General features: G+C 62.7%; 15 protein-coding genes. 12 read left to right on the forward strand and 3 right to left on the reverse strand.

Translation table 11 applies throughout. The annotated features are described in order from the left end of the window. The first annotated feature begins 44 nt into the window (after positions 1 to 44). From AC4PTO_RS09320 to AC4PTO_RS09365, 10 genes are all read left to right on the forward strand, one after another. Entirely contained in the window at positions 45 to 722 is a 678-nt protein-coding gene (locus AC4PTO_RS09320) for a LexA family transcriptional regulator (protein WP_492727952.1), read from the forward strand. 20 nt (positions 723 to 742) lie between these two features. Further along, entirely contained in the window at positions 743 to 2,122 is a 1,380-nt protein-coding gene (locus AC4PTO_RS09325; protein ID WP_492727954.1) for an AbiJ-related protein, read from the forward strand. A 265-nt stretch (positions 2,123 to 2,387) separates the two neighbouring features. Beyond that, positions 2,388 to 2,843, forward strand: a complete 456-nt coding sequence (locus AC4PTO_RS09330; protein WP_492727956.1) for a DUF2924 domain-containing protein — start codon at positions 2,388 to 2,390, stop codon at positions 2,841 to 2,843. Further along, positions 2,840 to 4,165 carry a recombinase family protein gene (locus tag AC4PTO_RS09335; protein WP_492727958.1) on the forward strand — a complete coding sequence of 442 codons (1,326 nt, stop codon included), beginning with the start codon at positions 2,840 to 2,842 and terminating at the stop codon, positions 4,163 to 4,165. Before AC4PTO_RS09330 ends, AC4PTO_RS09335 begins: the two co-directional genes overlap by 4 nt. After that, positions 4,162 to 4,551 carry a hypothetical protein gene (locus AC4PTO_RS09340; RefSeq protein ID WP_492727959.1) on the forward strand — a complete coding sequence of 130 codons (390 nt, stop codon included), beginning with the start codon at positions 4,162 to 4,164 and terminating at the stop codon, positions 4,549 to 4,551. The genes AC4PTO_RS09335 and AC4PTO_RS09340 overlap by 4 nt, the downstream gene beginning before the upstream one ends. A gap of 96 nt (positions 4,552 to 4,647) precedes the next feature. Then, complete coding sequence (locus AC4PTO_RS09345) at positions 4,648 to 4,851, forward strand: type II toxin-antitoxin system Phd/YefM family antitoxin (protein ID WP_492727961.1); 204 nt, start codon at positions 4,648 to 4,650, stop codon at positions 4,849 to 4,851. Further along, positions 4,848 to 6,950, forward strand: a complete 2,103-nt coding sequence (locus AC4PTO_RS09350; protein WP_492727962.1) for a class I SAM-dependent DNA methyltransferase — start codon at positions 4,848 to 4,850, stop codon at positions 6,948 to 6,950. Before AC4PTO_RS09345 ends, AC4PTO_RS09350 begins: the two co-directional genes overlap by 4 nt. Then, the gene (locus AC4PTO_RS09355) at positions 6,947 to 8,176 is read left to right on the forward strand and encodes a restriction endonuclease subunit S (RefSeq protein WP_492727964.1); all 1,230 of its coding nucleotides are present in this window, start codon (positions 6,947 to 6,949) and stop codon (positions 8,174 to 8,176) included. The genes AC4PTO_RS09350 and AC4PTO_RS09355 overlap by 4 nt, the downstream gene beginning before the upstream one ends. Further along, on the forward strand, positions 8,176 to 9,456 hold the full coding sequence (locus AC4PTO_RS09360) for a hypothetical protein (RefSeq protein WP_492727966.1): 1,281 nt from the start codon (positions 8,176 to 8,178) through the stop codon (positions 9,454 to 9,456). Before AC4PTO_RS09355 ends, AC4PTO_RS09360 begins: the two co-directional genes overlap by 1 nt. Before the next feature lie 16 nt (positions 9,457 to 9,472). Next, positions 9,473 to 12,898: a type I restriction endonuclease subunit R gene (locus AC4PTO_RS09365; protein ID WP_492727967.1), complete on the forward strand. Its 3,426-nt coding sequence runs from the start codon at positions 9,473 to 9,475 to the stop codon at positions 12,896 to 12,898. Positions 12,899 to 13,352: 454 nt separating this feature from the next. Here the strand turns inward: AC4PTO_RS09365 and AC4PTO_RS09370 are convergent, their stop codons facing one another. Together AC4PTO_RS09370 and AC4PTO_RS09375 are read right to left on the reverse strand one after the other, a co-directional pair. Continuing rightward, complete coding sequence (locus AC4PTO_RS09370; RefSeq protein WP_140197623.1) at positions 13,353 to 13,694, reverse strand: YnfA family protein; 342 nt, start codon at positions 13,692 to 13,694, stop codon at positions 13,353 to 13,355. Further along, a complete protein-coding gene (locus tag AC4PTO_RS09375; protein ID WP_045681275.1) occupies positions 13,691 to 14,131 on the reverse strand; it encodes a MerR family transcriptional regulator in 441 nt (146 codons plus the stop codon). Before AC4PTO_RS09375 ends, AC4PTO_RS09370 begins: the two co-directional genes overlap by 4 nt. Before the next feature lie 92 nt (positions 14,132 to 14,223). Here AC4PTO_RS09375 and AC4PTO_RS09380 point away from each other — a divergent pair, with 92 nt between their 5' ends. Together AC4PTO_RS09380 and AC4PTO_RS09385 are read left to right on the forward strand one after the other, a co-directional pair. Beyond that, positions 14,224 to 16,455 (forward strand): heavy metal translocating P-type ATPase, encoded by a 2,232-nt coding sequence (locus AC4PTO_RS09380; protein ID WP_492727969.1) that lies wholly within the window; start codon positions 14,224 to 14,226, stop codon positions 16,453 to 16,455. Positions 16,456 to 16,685: 230 nt separating this feature from the next. After that, the gene (locus AC4PTO_RS09385) at positions 16,686 to 16,952 is read left to right on the forward strand and encodes an ion channel (RefSeq protein WP_123193413.1); all 267 of its coding nucleotides are present in this window, start codon (positions 16,686 to 16,688) and stop codon (positions 16,950 to 16,952) included. 53 nt (positions 16,953 to 17,005) lie between these two features. Here the strand turns inward: AC4PTO_RS09385 and AC4PTO_RS09390 are convergent, their stop codons facing one another. Then, positions 17,006 to 17,467, reverse strand: a complete 462-nt coding sequence (locus tag AC4PTO_RS09390) for a c-type cytochrome (RefSeq protein ID WP_492727971.1) — start codon at positions 17,465 to 17,467, stop codon at positions 17,006 to 17,008. Positions 17,468 to 17,487 lie beyond the last annotated feature (20 nt).

The raw sequence follows: 17,487 nt of genomic DNA on the forward strand, positions 1-17,487 counted from the left end.
AATCCGATTTTATCCTATTTCATCCACAGATGGGTGGGGATGACATGACCGAGCACCACACGCTTTCCGACCGCCTCAGAGCCCGGGCCAATCAGCTCGGCATCAGTCCCGCGCACGTCGCCGAGATGGCCGGCGTGAACCGGTCCTTTGTCTACGACATCCTCCGTGGCCGTTCAGCCCGACCTGGCATAGACCGGCTGGCCGAGGTCGCCCGCGTGCTGAAAGTGGATCGCGACTGGCTGATCCACGGCATTGGCGAGGTGGAGGGGAAGCCCCCCTTCTTGGACAATCCTGACGACGCCTTCGTGGCCATCGCCCATGCCACCCCGCGCCCCGCAATGGGCGGCGGCGCGGTCGTGACCGAGGACGGTGACACCCCCGGCCGCGTCTATCACTTCCGCCGGTCCTGGATCCGGAACAACCTCAAGGCCAGCCCGTCGCAACTGCGCATCATGCATGTTGAGGGGGACAGCATGGCGCCGACGCTGCTCAGCGGCGATGCAGTGCTGGTCGACATGACCCGCCGCGCGCCCAACCCGCCCGGCATCTTCGTGCTGGACGACGGGATGGGGCTGGTCGCCAAACGGCTCGAGCACATTCCGAACAGCGACCCTCCCGCGGTGCGCGTCATCTCCGACAACAAGCACTATCCCGAATACGAAAGAACGGCCGACGAGATCCACATCGTCGGCCGCATCCGTTGGTTCGCGCGGGAGTTATAGCTGTGGCAGGTGACGGAGATTTGGATGACCTGTTCGAGCTGGCGGGCTGCTGCTTTCGGGATGCCATGAGGGCCGTCGATATCGAGGCATTCTTCTCCAGACGCGACATCCCACTTGCAGAAGGGACCAGCAAGAAGACGGTTGCCCAGAATACACTTGCAAGCCTTCCACCAACAAAGGCGCTGGCGCTGGTCCTCGAGTTTGCGCGAGAACGGCGCGATATCGGCCTACAGGACCAAGTGTACCTCCTGCAGGACAAGGACCAGCCGGAGATCTCCGCGATCACTCGCGACCGGGTGTCCGATCGCCTTGGTGCCGGGATCCATGGACAAGGCATTCGTCCGGACGTGATCGAGGGGCTATTCGATCTGAGTTCGCCCGTCGACTTTTTCGATGGTCCCACCAAAATCGACGATCTCAGACAACACGCGACTGGCGCGGACCCGTTGTGGAACGCGAAAGAGGTCTTCGAAATCATCGGGGCAATAACATGTCCTTCGAGGAGGTTTGCGCAGCTGATCGAGACCGCTCTGGATCCCCGGTTTCGTGATGCCGACGACCAGGCTGCGCTGGCAGCGGACTTGACCCGCATCCTGCAACTCGATGGCTACGAGGTTGCTCAGACAGGAGAAGTCTCGGGCCGCGCAACATTCTCGGTACGCCCCGTTCGCCGCGGCGTCGACGGGCGGCCGAAGAACCTGATCTTCGCTTCCAACGGACCAAAGCCGAGGCTCGGGTTCTCGGATGCGATCGACAACGAAGTCGTCGTGCTCGAGCATGCCGACAGCTGCCTCATTTACGAGCGCCCCATCGGCAATGGCTTGTCATGGCTCGATCTGGCCCGTTGGTGGATGGAGCAGAACGGGATAGTCGACCTCGCCGAGGCGCGCACAAGCCTTGGGCGGCGCTTGCTTGCCTCGCTTGACGACGGCCCTGAGCAGGAGTTTTTCAAGGCGTACTTCCGCAATTTCGCTGAACGACTTGCAGACCGGCTGCCGGCGCTCATCCCGCAGGTCTACCTGCATTACGATCCGGAGATCGCGAGGCGTCTCGCTGACAAACGCGTTCTGTTCCGGCAGCGCATGGACTTCCTCATGCTGTTGCCGGGCCGACAGAGGATCGTCCTCGAGATTGACGGCAAGCACCACTATGCGATCGGCGAACGCGCCGATCCCGGCCTGTACGCCGAAATGGTTGCGGCTGATCGCAACCTTCGCCTTCGCGGCTACGAGGTGTTTCGGTTCGGGGGCTCTGGAATTCTCTCACCCGAAGGGATCGATGCAGGGATCTGTCGACAAGCTTGTGAAGTCATTCTTCGAGGAGCTGTTCGTCGTCCATCGGTTAGGATAGCGCATCCCAAGAAGACCGCAGGCTTACGCAGAAGTCCCCTAAGCGTCTGAAAGTAATTGTTTTCGGGGGCTGCGCGGATAGCGTTTCTCCCATGCGAAACGCGCCGACATATCCGCGGCTGGGATCGAACCCGCTGCCGCCCGACCAGATGACGCCCGCCGAACGCCGCACCGAGCTGTGCGGCCTGCTGGCGCTTGGGCTGGTCCGGCTGAGGCTGCGCGAATATGACGAACCTTCTGACGATACTGGAGAAATTCGCCTCCACTCTCCGGCCGACCGATGCCGTCATGCAACTCCAACTCACCGGAGACCCGCATGACGACCCACGATCCGATCCCCGCGCGCCTGGCCGCGCTGAAGACCGCCACGACGCCGGAATTGAAGGCGCAATGGCGCGACCTGTTCGACAGCGAGCCGCCGCCGTTCAATCGTCGCTACCTGGAAAGCCGCCTGGCCTATCGCATCCAGGAGCTCGCCTATGGCGGCCTGAAGCCCGAGACGATCCGGCGGCTGGAACGGCTGGGCGAGGAACTCGACGGCGGTGACAAGAAGAAGCGCGGCATGCGCCTCGACCGTGACCGTCCCATCACCGGGACGCGCCTGCTCCGCGAGTGGCAAGGTGTCAAGTACATCGTCACCGTCACCGCCGACGGCTTCGAATGGCAGGGGCGGCCGTACAAGTCGCTGTCCGCTATCGCGCGCGCCATCACGGGCTCGCGCTGGAATGGCTGGGTGTTCTTCGGCCTCAAGAATCGGAGGGCGCGGACATGACTAAGGCCCCTACGAAATCAGGAATGGTCCGGAAACTCCGCTGCGCGATCTACACTCGGAAATCCTCCGAGGAAGGGCTGGAGCAGGAGTTCAACTCGCTGCACGCCCAGCGCGAGGCATGCGAAGCCTACATCGCCAGCCAGCGCTCAGAGGGGTGGGTGCTGGTCCGCGATCAGTATGACGACGGCGGCATCTCGGGCGGCACGCTCGAGCGCCCGGGCTTGAAGAGGATGCTGGAGGACATCGAGGACGGGCTTGTCGACGTGGTGGTGGTCTACAAGATCGACCGCCTCAGCCGCTCGCTCGCCGACTTCGCCAAGCTGGTCGAGGTGTTCGACCGGAACGGCGTGACGTTCGTCTCAGTGACGCAGTCGTTCAACACGACCACATCGATGGGCCGGCTGACGCTGAACATCCTGCTCTCTTTCGCCCAGTTCGAACGCGAGGTGACTGCCGAGCGCATCCGCGACAAGGTCGCTGCCAGCCGGAAGAAGGGCATGTGGATGGGCGGGGTGCCGCCCTACGGCTACCGCGTCGAGAGCAGGAAGCTGGTGATCGATGACGAAGCCGCCGCGCATGTCCGCTGGATCTTCGCCCGGTTCCTCGAGATCGGGTCCTGCACGGAACTGGCGCGGGAGGTTGGCACGCGCGAAATCCGGACGCCGCGCGGCAACCGAATCGACAAGAAGTACCTGTACCGGATGCTCAACAACCGAGCCTACATAGGCGAGGCGGTCCACAAGGGCGAAAGCTATCCCGGCGAGCACGACGGCATCATCGACCGCGAGACGTGGGACCGCGTGCACGCGATCCTCCAGGAAAGCCCGCGCAAGCGCGCGGCCCGCACACGCGCCGACACGCCTGCGCTGCTGAAGGGGCTGCTGTTCGGGCCGGATGGCGCCGCGTTCTCGCCAACGCATACCCGCAAGGGCGACAGACTCTACCGCTACTACGTCAGCCAGACCGTGCTGAAGCATGGCGCCGGGTCGTGCCCGGTCGGCCGGGTGCCCGCAGGCGAGATCGAGGCGGCCGTCATCGACCAGCTGCGCGCCGTGTTCCGCCAACCCGAGATCGTGGCTGGGACGTGGAAGGCGGCACGTGCCCACGCCGATGACATCACCGAGATCGACGCCCGGACGGCACTGCAGCAGCTCGACCCGCTGTGGGACGAACTGTTCCCTGCGGAGCAGGCGCGCATCATGGCACTGCTGGTCGAGCGCGTCGACATCGGCACGGAGGGGCTGAACGTGCGCCTCCGCATCGACGGGCTCGGAGGTCTTGCTCGCGAGATTCAGGCCGGTGGCATAGAGGCCGCAGCATGACCCGCGGGGCTCCGATCCCCGAGACGGTGACACTTCACGTCCCGTTCCGCCTCGTGAAGCGCGGCGGGCGGAAGGAGATGCAGTTGCCTTCAGAAGGGTCGGTACCCCGTGCACGGTTCGACAACACCATGATTAAAGCTATGGCGCGCGCCTTTCGCTGGCAGCGGATGTTGGATGCGGGTGAGTTCGCCACCATCGCCGATCTGGCAGAGCACGAACGCATCGCAGCGCCTTACCTGACCCGGCTTCTGCGCCTTACCCAGCTTTCACCGGAGATTGTTGAGGCCATCCTTGAGGGGCGACAGCCGCCCGACCTGACCTTGGAATCGCTGCGGGCGCCGTTTCCCATGGATTGGAGCAGTCAACGCGCATCACTGTGGCTTTGAAGTTCGCAAGTACTTGGTGACCACCGCCGGCTCGATGGATGGGTTGTTTTTTTAGCCAAATTGGCCAAAGTAAGCCATGCAAGAGCGGAGAGTCAGATGCAGATCCTGACCGCGAAAGACGCGAAGTACGGCTTCGGGCGGCTGATTGATCTCGCCAGAGCCGAGCCTGTCGCGGTGGCGAAGCATGGACGCCCCGTTGTCGTCGTGCTGGCAGTCGAGGAATACGAGCGGCTGAAGGCGCTGGACAAGCCTGGCATCAGTCCGGGTGAACAAGACGCAGGAAAGAAAACGAGCGAATGATTGCAGACCACCTGACCGGGATCGAACAGTTCGGCGCGGACCTCTGGAAGATGGCCGACGACCTGCGGGCCAATTCAGGCCTCGCGTCGAACGAGTACTTCATGCCCATCATGGGGCTCCTTTTCCTGCGCCAAGCCACGAACCGCTACTACGCCGCTCTCGCCGCGATCGAGGCCGACAAGGCCGCCGGAAAGATGCCGGATCGTCCACTGGTCGACGCCGATTTCCGCCGTCGTCGCGCAATGCTGCTGCCCGAGGCTGCCCGTTACGACGTGATCCTCGACATGCCCAAGGGCGGTCAGCTTGGCGCCGCGCTCACCGCCGCCATGGAGGAGGTCGAGAAGCATTTCCCGCCGCTCGCTGGCCAGTTGCCCAAGGACTACGAGCGCTTCGACGACGACCTGCTGGAAAGCATGATGCGCAAGTTCGACACGGAGGCCCTGCGCAATGCTTCCGGCGACGTCTTCGGCCGCATCTACGAATACTTCCTCGCCGAGTTCTCCAAGCAAGGCGCGCACGACAACGGCGAATTTTTCACGCCGCCCTCCATCGTCCAGACCATCGTCAACGTGATCGAGCCTGACCACGGCATCGTCTTTGACCCGGCCTGCGGCTCCGGCGGCATGTTCGTGCAGTCCAGCCACTTCATCGAGGACGCGGGCCAGGACACGATGAAGCGCGTCACCTTCTACGGCCACGAGAAGAATGAGACGACCGCCAAGCTCGCCCAGATCAACCTCGCCGTTCACGGCCTGCAGGGCACGATCCGGGCCGGGAATGATGCGATCACCTACTACAAGGACCCGCATGAGCTGGTCGGCAAGTGCGACTTCGTCATGGCCAATCCGCCCTTCAACGTGGACGAGGTCGACGCCGACAAGGTCAAGGGTGACAAGCGGCTGCCCTTCGGCCTGCCGGGCGTGAACAAGGCCAAGAAGGTCTCGAACGCCAACTACCTGTGGATGTCCTACTTCTACAGCTACCTGAACGACGACGGCCGCGCCGGTGTCGTCATGTCCAGCCAGGCATCCAGCGCCGGGCGGGACGAGGCGCTCGTGCGCCAGAAGCTGGTCGAGACCGGCGCCGTCGACGTGATGATCGATATCCGCGGCAACTTCTTCTACACGCGCACCGTGCCCTGCCAGCTGTGGTTCTTCGACCGGGCGAAGGAACGTGACCCCGAACGCGCCGATCACGTCCTGATGCTCGATGCGCGAAACATCTACCGTAAGGTGTCGCGCGCCATTTACGATTTCGCACCCGAGCAGCAGAAGAACATCGCCGCCATTGTCTGGCTTTATCGCGGCCAGACGGACCGGTTCCTGAAACTCGTCGAAAGCTACATCGCGCAGGCCATCGCCGAGGGCGAGGTGGCGGCGGAACCGTTGGCAGACTATGAACAGGCGCTCGGCAAGCTGATCGATCTGGTGCAGCCCTTCGTAACGGAAAAGCGCGATCCGGATCCGCTGGCGGAGACCTGGGGCGAACTGACCGGCGCGCGGACAATGCTGGCGGCGGATATCGCGGATTTCCACGCCGAGGTGGCCGCGAGGGCAGCGGAATGGGCGGGGGCCGCGCGTGACAATGCCGGGCTGCAGGCGGCGCGCACCGGGCTGCACCCCATGGCTGATCGCTGCCGTGACATGACCAAGCAGATTGACCTGGCCGCCAAGCTGGCCGGGCGGGTGGTGGATACCGCGATCAAGGAGATGGACGCCCGCGACCACGCCCTCTGGCCCAATGCCGAGGTCACGCGCGCCCGTAAGGCGCTGGAGGCGGCACGGGCCGCGGCGGTCGAGGCGCTGCGGACGACGCGGTACTTCGTGAAACAGGCCGACTGGTTGCAGGAGCGCTTCCCCGACGCCGTGCTGCGCGATGTCGAGGGGCTGGTGAAGCAGGTGAGCCGAGCCGAGATCGCGGCCCATGACCACAGCCTGACGCCCGGCCGCTATGTCGGCGTGGCGCCCGAGGAGGTGGACGAGGATTTCGACTTCGAGGAGGCGCTGCGGTCGATCCACATCGACCTGAAGGGGCTGAACGAGGAGGCCGCGGAACTGGCCGCGCGGATTGCCCGGAACTTCGAGGAGTTGGGGGCGTGACGCTATCGCTAATCCTGCTCGGCGACGCGGTTCGCGACGATGGAGGTATCCTCCAGACAGGCCCTTTCGGTTCTCAGCTAAAGCAGGCCGAATATTCGGACGATGGCGTGCCTGTCATCATGCCAAAGGACATTCGTAACGGTGAAGTTGCAACCGAGACTGTAGCGCGCGTTCCCGAAGCGACCGCTGATCGCCTGATGCGCCACCGGATCGCTGAAAATGGAATCGTCCTTCCCCGGCGAGGAGAAGTCACCAAGCGTGCCTTCATTGGCGCACAGGAGGCCGGTTGGCTTTGCGGGACTGGATGCTTGAAAATCGAGACTAAGGGAAAGCGCATCTGGCCCAAGTATCTCTACTACTACATGGGCACGCCGGCATCCGTCGATTGGCTTGAGAAAAACGCCGTTGGTTCAACGATGCTCAACCTTAGCGCGGAAATTGTCTCGCGCTTTCCCCTCCGGCTGCCGTCGGTCGAAGAGCAAAAGCGGATCGCCGACATCCTCTCGGCCTATGACGACCTGATCGAGACCAACCGGCGGCGGATTGCGCTGTTGGAGGAGGCGGCGCGGCTGCTCTACCGCGAGTGGTTCGTCCACTTCCGCTTCCCCGGCCACGAACACGTCCCCCTCACCGACGGCCTCCCCGAGGGCTGGGAGCGGGTGCCAGCGGCAGAAGCTTTTGAAGTGAACCCGAAAACGAGCCGAAATGACGACGGTGTGATCCGCTATATACCGATGTCCGCGCTCTCAGATACAGGAATGGTCATCGACCGCGGGCCAGTGGAAGACCGCGAAAAATCCACAAGCGTCCGGTTCCGGAACGGCGACACTCTGCTGGCCCGCATCACCCCGTGCCTTGAGAATGGCAAAACGGGATATGTGCGGTTCCTCTCGGAAGGCGAGGTTGCCTGTGGCTCGACCGAATTCATCGTCCTGCGTGGCCGGCGCGTCAGTAACTACTTCGTCTATCTGACAGCACGACAACATGATTTCAGGGAGAACGCTATTCGAAGCATGATCGGCTCATCGGGGAGACAGCGAGTGCAGCCGAGCTGCTTCGACCGCTATCTTGTGCCAATCCCACCTCAAGTCCTCTCGACGCTGTTTGACGAGGCGGTGGGTAGCATGTTCGCCCAGATCGGCAACTTGGATCAGCAGAACCAAAAGCTCGCGCAGGCCCGCGACCTCCTCCTGCCGCGCCTGATGAATGGGGAGATCGCGGTGTAATGGTGACCAGCGCTCAAGCTTCAAAGAGGATGGATGAAGGGCTGCTTCGGGAGATTTCCGAGCAGTACCTCCTACCGTTTTTCTCCGGGGCAAGGCTTTACAATAGATCTTCCAAATCAAGTTCGGCTGAGCAAACAGTCGCCTTTTCCGATCCGCAAACCATTGCCTTTAAGGTCAACAGGTTGGACGAGTATCGCCTTAGCATTACGCGTGACCAGCCCTTCGAAACCAAGACAGGACCCGCGCGCGAGACCAAGGTAATTGAAGCATTCGTCGACGTCCTGAGGGAAATGAACGATGAGGTCAAAGGGCGACTGAAGGATGATCTTCTCTCGACATTCCAGCGGCGCGTCGTTGCGCGTGCTGTAGCTGAGCGAGGAGAGGACAGGCAACTCCTAGCGGTTATTGACCAGATGGCGCTTTGGGCATCGCGCCTATACGAAGGCGCACCCATCTCAAGCGCGATCGGTATCGATCCAGATTCTAGAGGCGCGCCCGATCTCGACTTGAGCGTGGTTGCAGACAACGACTTTGGTGCGGTCTTGTCCAACGGTTTCGATACTCTTCTGGTCTTCGACAGAAACCTTAAGTTCGCAAGACATGAGATCGTCGATCGTGGCTCGGGGACAGTCCATACTTGTCCATGGCGTCATTCGGCGGTCGCACAGTGGACAGTCGAAGGTGATGGTCGTGTTGCAATTGTACTCAACCGTCTTGGCGAAATCCTAGTATTCCGAGACGGTCAACTTCTCTTCGCTAGACGCAGCGGAACTTGGCATTTCCTGACGCACGGACCGATCCTTGGGCAAATGCGCGTTCCCAAAGAAAGAGACATCCGCATTGCGCTCTATGAAACCGCACTTGATGCATCGTTTGCGAGGACTGGAGCATGTCTCGGTGTGGTGAGTTCCGGCTCTGCCGGGTCCTGGGAAAAGGTGATTGCTGAGGCTGATCGCCTTGCACTTAGGGCATCAGCGAAATCGAAGGCGCTCTCCAAGGTCATATCTGGTCGGAAGTTCCATGAACTGGACCGTACACTCAGGCAGGAACTCGTAGCCATCGACGGGGCGACGGTAATCAATCATGAGGGAAAGGTCTTGGCAGTCGGCGCAATTCTTCAAATCGATGGCGGCAGCACTGGTGGTGGAAGAACCGCCGCCGCAAGGGCGCTAGCTCGTCTTGGTCTTGGCATCAAAATTTCTCAGGACGGAGGGATTACTGCGTACCGCCCAGAGACTGGGAAATCCAAAGGTGATCAAGTTGCATTCAAGGTCATGTAGCGGGTCGGGGTAGTTCATGGCGGTAACCGGCATCAACAGCGAGGATCGACTCGTTCAGGCCACCTTCGCCGAACACCTGGAAACGGTGCTGGGCTGGGAAAATGTCTATGCCTTCAATCAGGAGGTCCTAGGGCCGGACGGCACGCTCGGGCGCAAGGACACGACCGAGGCGGTCCTGACACGCGACCTACGCGCAGCCCTTCACCGCCTCAACCCCGAATTGCCCGGCCCGGCCATTGATGACGCGATCCGCGCCTTGACCGTGTATGACGTCAGCCGCTCCATGGTGCAGCACAACCGCGACTTCTACCGCATGCTGCGCGGCGGCGTGCCCGTCACCTACCGCGATGCGCAAGGACGGCAGAAATCCGCCCGCGCCAGGGTGATCGACTTCGACAACGCCCCCGGGGCCAACCGCTTCCTCGCCGTGCGCGAGTTGAAGCTGACAGGCATCCGGACGCCCAACTACAACCGCCGCGCGGATCTTGTCTGCTTCGTCAACGGCCTGCCGCTGGTCTTCATCGAGCTGAAGGCCGTCTACAAGAACATCCGGGCGGGGTTCGACGGCAACCTGCGCGACTACATGGACGAAAACGTCATCGCCCATGCGTTCCATCACAACGCCTTCCTGATCGTGTCGAACGGCGACCGCGCCCGCTATGGCTCGATCACCAGCGCGTGGGAGCACTTCAATGAATGGAAGCGGCTGGAAGAGGCGGATGAAGGCAGCGTCGATGCGGAACGTCTGCTGAATGGCATGCTGGCGCATGACCGACTGCTCGATCTGGTCGAGAACTTCATCCTGTTCGACGAGAGCAAGGCGGGCGCCGCGCGCAAGGTGGTGGCGAGAAACCATCAGGTCCTGGGCGTGAACCGCGCCGTCGCCTCGGTCGCACGGCAGGAGGCGATCAAGGCGGAGATCCCGCCCGGAGAACGCCTGCGGCACCGCGTTGTCGAGTTACCGCTGGAGCGGAAAGCGCCGACTAAGCGCAGGAAAGGCGAGCAGGCGCTTGTGACGGCGAAAACGGCGCTGCCATCCTTCATCCCTGAAGGTCCGGTCGACATAATCGAGCGGGCGCACCCCGATCTCGGCCGGTTGGGCGTGTTCTGGCACACGCAGGGCAGCGGCAAGTCCTATTCCATGGCCTTCTTCGCCGAAAAGGTGCGGCGCAAGGTGCCGGGCAATTTCACCTTCCTGCTGATGACCGACCGGAATGATCTCGACAGCCAGATCTACAAGACCTTCGTGGGCTGCGGCATTGCCGGGAACGAGACCCCGCGCGCGGCCTCCGGCGATGATCTGGAACGCATCCTGAAGGAGAACAACCAGTACGTCTTCAGCCTGATCCACAAGTTCAACAAGGACGTGGACCCGGAGAAGCCCTACAGCGAGCGTGACGACATCATCGTGATCTCGGACGAGGCGCACCGCACGCAGGCAGGGCGGCTGGCCCGAAACATGCGCCTTGCGCTGCCCAATGCCGCCTTCATCGGCTTCACCGGCACGCCGCTGTTCAAACAAGACGAAATCACCAAGCGCATCTTCGGCGAATATGTCTCGCGCTACGACTTCAAGCGGTCCGAGGAGGACGGTGCCACCGTCAAGCTGGTCTACGAGAACAGGGGCGAGAAGCTGGGCGTCGCGAAGACGGATCTGAACGACCGGATCGCCGAGAAGATCGAGGAGGCGGAACTCGACCCCGATCAGGCGGCGCTCCTCGATAAGCTGCTCGGGAAGGATTACGAGGTCATCACCGCCGATGAGCGGCTCGACAAGATCGCAGCCGATTTCGTGGACCACTGCGCAACGAGGTGGGAATCCGGAAAATCCCTCTTCGTTTGTGTCGACAAGATCACCTGCGCCCGGATGCACCAGATGATCATACCGCGATGGCGGGCGAAGGCTGCAGAAGTCAGGGCGGCAGCCGATGCCAAGCAAGCCGAGGCGGATACCACGGCCGACGAAACCATGCGCGCTGTCCTCGCGGAGGAGGCGCAAGTACTGGATGCGCAGGCAACGTGGCTCGAGGAAACCATCGTCGAGATCATTATCAGCGAAGCGCAGAACGAGGTCGCGGACTTCAAGAAATGGGGTTTCGACATCATCCCGCACCGTGCCCTGATGAAGCAGGGCTTCGATACCGGGAATGGCGAGCGCATCGATGTCGAGACGGCTTTCAAGAACCCCAAGCACCCGTTCCGCGTCGCAATCGTCTGTGCGATGTGGCTGACCGGCTTCGACGTGGAATGTCTGTCGACGCTCTATATCGACAAGCCGATGAAGGCGCACACGCTGATGCAAGCCATAGCGCGCGCGAACAGGGTGTATCCCGGCAAGGACTTCGGCCTGATTGTCGACTACAATGGGATGCTGGCCAGCCTGCGAGCCGCGCTGGCTCAGTACGCGCTGGGCGATGATGGCACAGGCGGAGAAGAGATCATCGCCCCCATCGAGGAGAGGGTGCAGGCCCTGCTCGAAGCTATCGAGGCGACCGAGGCGCATTTGCGCGGCATCGGTTTCGATCCAAGCGTGCTGCTCGGTTCGAAGGGCTTTGTGCGCATCAAGGGTTTGAAGGACGCCGTGGAAGCCGTCTATTCGACGGACGAGGCCAAGCGGCGCTTCGAGATTCTCGCACGGCAGGTGTTCATCCGCTTCAAGGCGCTGCTGATGGAGCCCAGCGCCTGGGCATACGCCGAACGACACGACAACATCGAAGCAATCTACAAGAAGCTGACCGAGCGGCGCGACACGGCTGACGTAACAGAGCTGTTGAAGGAGTTACACCGGATCGTCAACGAGGCCATCCGGACGCAGGCACCAGGAGACGACCAAGCCGAGGGACTGACCTTCGACCTCGGTCAAATCGATCTTGAGAAGCTGCGCGATGAATTCGCAAAGAAGGTCAGACGCAAAGCGACCGCGCTTCAGGACATCCGAGACATCGTCGAACAGAAACTCGCCGAGATGCTTGCGCGCAATCCCGCAAGGATGGACTATCAGGTGAAGTACGAGGCGATCATCGCCGACTACAATCGCGAGAAAGACCGAACCACCATTGAGGAGACCTTCCGTCGACTGGTCGAGCTCGTGAACAGTCTGGACGAGGAACAGAAGCGCGCAACGAAGGAGGGGCTTGGCGAGGATGAACTCGCGCTCTTCGACCTGCTGCTCAAGGATAACCTGGACAAGACGTCTCGTGAGCGGGTGAAGCAGGCGAGCCGCGACCTCCTGGCCTCCATAAAGACGCGCTTGGCCGAACTCGATCGCTTCTGGGAGAAGGAACAGACCAAGGCAGACGTCGAGGTCTTCATCTTGGACGAGGTCTTCGCAAGTCTACCGTCACCCCCGTTCACGCCCGATGAAAAGAAAGCACTTGCCGCAAGCGTTTACGCCCACGTGTGGCAACAGGCCGTGAATGGTGGCTTCGCGCAGGCGGCATAGGGCCGTTCGCTGATAGTTCGATCCGGGTTCCAGCAGCTTGGCAAACGGAACTGCAAACCGCGCGCAGGGCGCATCCAATTTAAATCTCCTGATTTCAATAGCATGGGCTCTGAACCGGACTGTGCGCGGTTAACAGGTCTGGAGAATATCGGCCCGGAGAGAACGCTATCGACCCTCCTGGCACCGGGGCAGGTTAACAGCCCCTCCCGCATAACCCTCGAATACAACGAGAAAATCCGGCCGTAGCCGGATCGGGAGAACGCTTTCGCGGGGGCAAGTGGCGGAGGGGATGGGTCTGACGTCCAACCTTCTCCAGTATAAGTCATTGATTTTATTTGATACGCACAGCTGCTACGCTGGAAGAGCGGGAGTCCGTCCGCAAAGGTTGGCTCTATCGTGATGTCGGCAACGATGAGCGGCAGTCGGCTGCCTTGATCTTGGAGAGCACCCCCGATCATCCACCAGCCGCCCTCGGCGCCAACAGGATGACGGCCGCACCGGCGAGGCAGATTGCGGCACCTGTCAGGTCCCAAGTGTCCGGGCGCTGCTTCTCGATGAGCCACAGCCAGAGGAGCGAGGCTGCGATATAGACCCCGCCATAAGCTGCGTAGGCCCGCCCCGCAAAATCGGAGGGGGCAAGGGTCAGGAGCCAAGCGAAGACGGCCAGGCTCAGGAGGCCGGGGACCAGCCAGAGCGCGCTCGCGCCTTGCCGCATCCATGCCCAGACCGCAAAGCAGCCCGCAATCTCGGCCAGAGCGGCACCGATGTAGATGGCGAGGGTGCCGGGTGCGTTCACGATGCCGCCTCGCTCTCCGGATGCTGGTGATCGGTTGCGCATAGCGAATGGTCGCCCAGAACTTCAATGACCCGGCAATCGGCAATCCGACCGCCTGCACATTGCACGACCATGCGCTCAAGTTCGCCTTTCAGCGCAGTCAGGCGCGCAAGGCGGCTTTCAACCTCGGCCAGCTGCGCCCTGGCGATGACATCGGCGGCTGCGCAGGATTGATCGGGTCTGTCAGAGAGACTCAGAAGGTCTCGGATAGCGTCCAGCGGAAAACCGAGCTCCCGCGCATGGCGGATGAAGGCTAGCCGATCCAGTGCCGACTGCCCATAGAGCCGCTGGTTCCCGGCACTGCGATCTGGCTCCGGCAGGAGCCCGATCTGCTCGTAGTAGCGGATCGTCGGAACCTTCACGCCGGCCGCTTCGCCCAATTTTCCGATGGTGAGCATCAGATTTCCTCTTGAAGCTATAGCTACTAGAGACCTTAGGTTCCCGACTCAGCAAATACAATGTTGCCCGCTGGGCGGGTTGGAAGGGCGTGATGACGGCGAACGACAGTGCAACCTACGAATGGACGGTTTCCGGGATGGACTGTGCGTCGTGCGCCGGCAAGGTCCGGGGTGCGGTCGAACGCCTGCCTGGCGTGAGCGACGTCGATGTGGCGCTGATGACCGAGCGGCTTCGGCTGACTCTGGATGAAGGGCAGACCTCTCGCAGCCAGATCGAAGCAATCGTCAAGCGGCTCGGCTACGGGATCGCGGCGAAAGGATCGAGCCCCGATCTGAAAGGCTTCGTGCTGCCGGACGATGAGCAAGCGTCCCGTGCGGACGGCTCGCGAGATGCCGCAGGACTCGTGCCCAACGCTGGATCGACAGGGCCCGAGAGCGGTCCCGGGCCCGGTTCGCGTTGGTATCAGACCGCGAAGGGCAGACTGGTGATCGGCACCGGTCTCCTCCTCGCGGCGGCATGGGCCGTGAAACTGCTCGCCTCCCAGGATGTGGCAACGTGGGCATTCATCCTCGCGACGCTCATTGGTGTCGCCCCTATCGCACGCCGCGCCGTCGCGTCCGCCAGAGCGGGGATGCCGTTCACGATCGAGATGCTGATGACAATCGCCGCCAGCGGCGCGCTCGTCATCGACGCCGCCGAGGAAGCGGCGCTCGTCGTCTTCCTCTTCGCCGTCGGGGAGGTTCTCGAAGGTGTTGCGGCGAACAAGGCCCGCGACGGGATCCGGGCGCTCGCTCGTCTGGTACCGAAGACCGCGATCCTGGAGATCGGCGGCCGGACTCGGGTGATACCAGCCGACCAGCTGCAGGTGGACCAGATCGTTCTGGTGCGCCCGGGAGACCGGGTCCCGGCAGATGGCGAAGTTATCGAGGGCACCTCGGGCGTCGATGAGAGCGCCGTCACGGGCGAGAGTGTGCCGAAGCTGAAGGAACCCGGTGCCTCCGTCTTTGCCGGCTCCATCAATTCCGAGGCGGCGCTGCGTGTTCGGGTCACCAAGTCGGCCGAGGACAACACCATTGCCCGTATCATCCGGCTGGTCGAGGAAGCGGAAAGCGCCCGGGCCCCGACCGAGCGCTTCATCGACCGTTTCAGCCGCATCTACATGCCGGCCGTCGTCGGAGTTGCGGTGCTGGTGGCCATCGTCCCGCCCCTCGCGTTCGGGCAAGGCTGGGATACGTGGATCTACCGGGCGCTCGCGCTTCTCCTGATCGGATGCCCCTGCGCGCTGGTGATCTCGGTACCGGCTTCCATCGCCTCTGCGCTTTCTTCAGGCGCGCGTCGCGGGCTGCTGATGAAAGGAGGCGCCGTGATCGAGGCCGCGGCGGCCACCACGCATGTCGCATTCGACAAGACCGGAACCCTGACCCACGGACGGCCGCGCGTCACGGACGTGGTGCCGATCTCGGGATCGGAGACAGAGGTGCTGGCGCTGGCTGCCGCCGTCGAAGCGGGGTCGAGCCATCCTCTGGCGGAGGCGATCCTGTCCCGCGCGGAAGCTGCGGGAGCGCCGTTCCTGGCCGCGACCGCCGCCAAAGCGCTTCCGGGCAAAGGGGCCGAAGCAGTCGTTGAGGGTGAAACCGCCTGGGTGGGCTCTCCACGGTTCGCCGGGGAGCGCGGTGTGTTGGACGACCACGCGCTCCGGGCGGTGGTCGGCATGGAAGATGAAGGCAATACAGTCGTCGCGGTCTTCCGCCGGAGCCAGTTGGTCGGACTCGTAGCGCTCCGGGACGAACCCCGAGAGGATGCCGCCCGCGCGGTGCAGCAACTCGAGGCGCTTGGCATCGCGTCTGTGATGCTGACCGGCGACAACCGGCGCACGGCAGCAGCCATTTCCGCTGGGCTGGGCATTGACCATCGCGCCGAATTGATGCCCGAAGGCAAGGTCGCCGCGATCCGTGAGATGACCGCCAGAGACCGCGTGATGATGGTGGGCGACGGCATCAACGATGCCCCTGCGCTCGCCACCGCCCACATCGGAGTTGCCATGGGCTCCGGAACGGACGTCGCGCTTGAAACCGCCGACGCCGCGATCCTGCGCAATCGCGTGACCGATGTGGCCGGCAAGATTCGCCTTGCTCGCGCAGCCATGGCGAACATCAGGCAAAATGTGGCGATCGCGCTCGGCCTTAAGGCGGTGTTTCTGGTGACGACGATCCTCGGCATTACCGGGCTGTGGATCGCGATCCTTGCAGATACCGGCGCGACGGTGCTCGTCACACTGAACGCGCTGCGGCTTCTTGCGTTTGATCCGGAACGTGAGGCCTGAGATCAGATCATCGGCAGGGCGATGGTTCCGCTGCCATGCCGCAGGGCCGAGCGCTGAGAACATAAACCTCGGGGTACTGTTCCGCCGCGAGTGCTCAACATGCTGCAACTGGAATCGGGCTTCTGCTCGGTTTCGCGCTGGTGGCCGCCATCTGGTCGCGCACCACTACGGGGCTATTGGCCGTCCGGGGCGTGAAGCCGAACTCGAAAGAGAGACCGCAGGCGGCGATCATGGTGGCGTTCGTCGGGCTGCTCGCGCTCCACACGATTGAAATCCTGGCTTTCGCCGCAGTCTACAGGGCGCTGCAGGGCTGGGGCGTGGGAGGCTTCGACGGCAGCTACGACCCATGCTGGAGCGGCCTGATCTACTTCTCCGGCGTCAACTTCGCCACGCTCGGGTACACGCAGATCGAGGCAACCGGGCCGATACGGATGGTCAACATGATGCAGTCGCTCGGCGGCTTCATGGTGCTGACCTGGTCGGCGACGTTCCTCTAACTCGGTCTGCGAACTGGCCTGGCGCGAGTAGCAGCCGACGACCATGGGGAATGTCAGTTTGCCTCCGACACCCTCTCTTGGTATCGGCGCTCGCGCTCTGGCCATGTGCTCTTGATGTAGTCGAGAACGGCGCGGATGTCCGCGTCGCTCAGCACGTCTGCGAAGCCGGGCATGTCGCTCTCGTATCCGCCGCCGACCACGGCGGCGGTGCCTTCCCTAACGATGCGGAACAGGACATCGTCAGGATGGTGCCAGGTGTGGCCGCTGGCGTCGTGGGGTGGCGCCGGCAACCGGCCGGACGGAAGCGGCGAGCGCCAGCCCGGCTGGCCCTCCAGTTCCGCGCCGTGGCAGGTGGCGCACTGATCCGCATAGATCTGGCGTCCTTGCGCGATGATGTCCGCCGACGCCAGGGCGGTGGATGCGGTACCGGCATAACGCCAGCCAGCAAAGACCGCGAGGATCACACCTCCGACGACCAGACCGATCACGACAATATTTCGGAGAGCTTTTTTCAAGACGTCTATCCCCGATCACT

The organism is Rhodobacter maritimus, assembly GCF_058747975.1.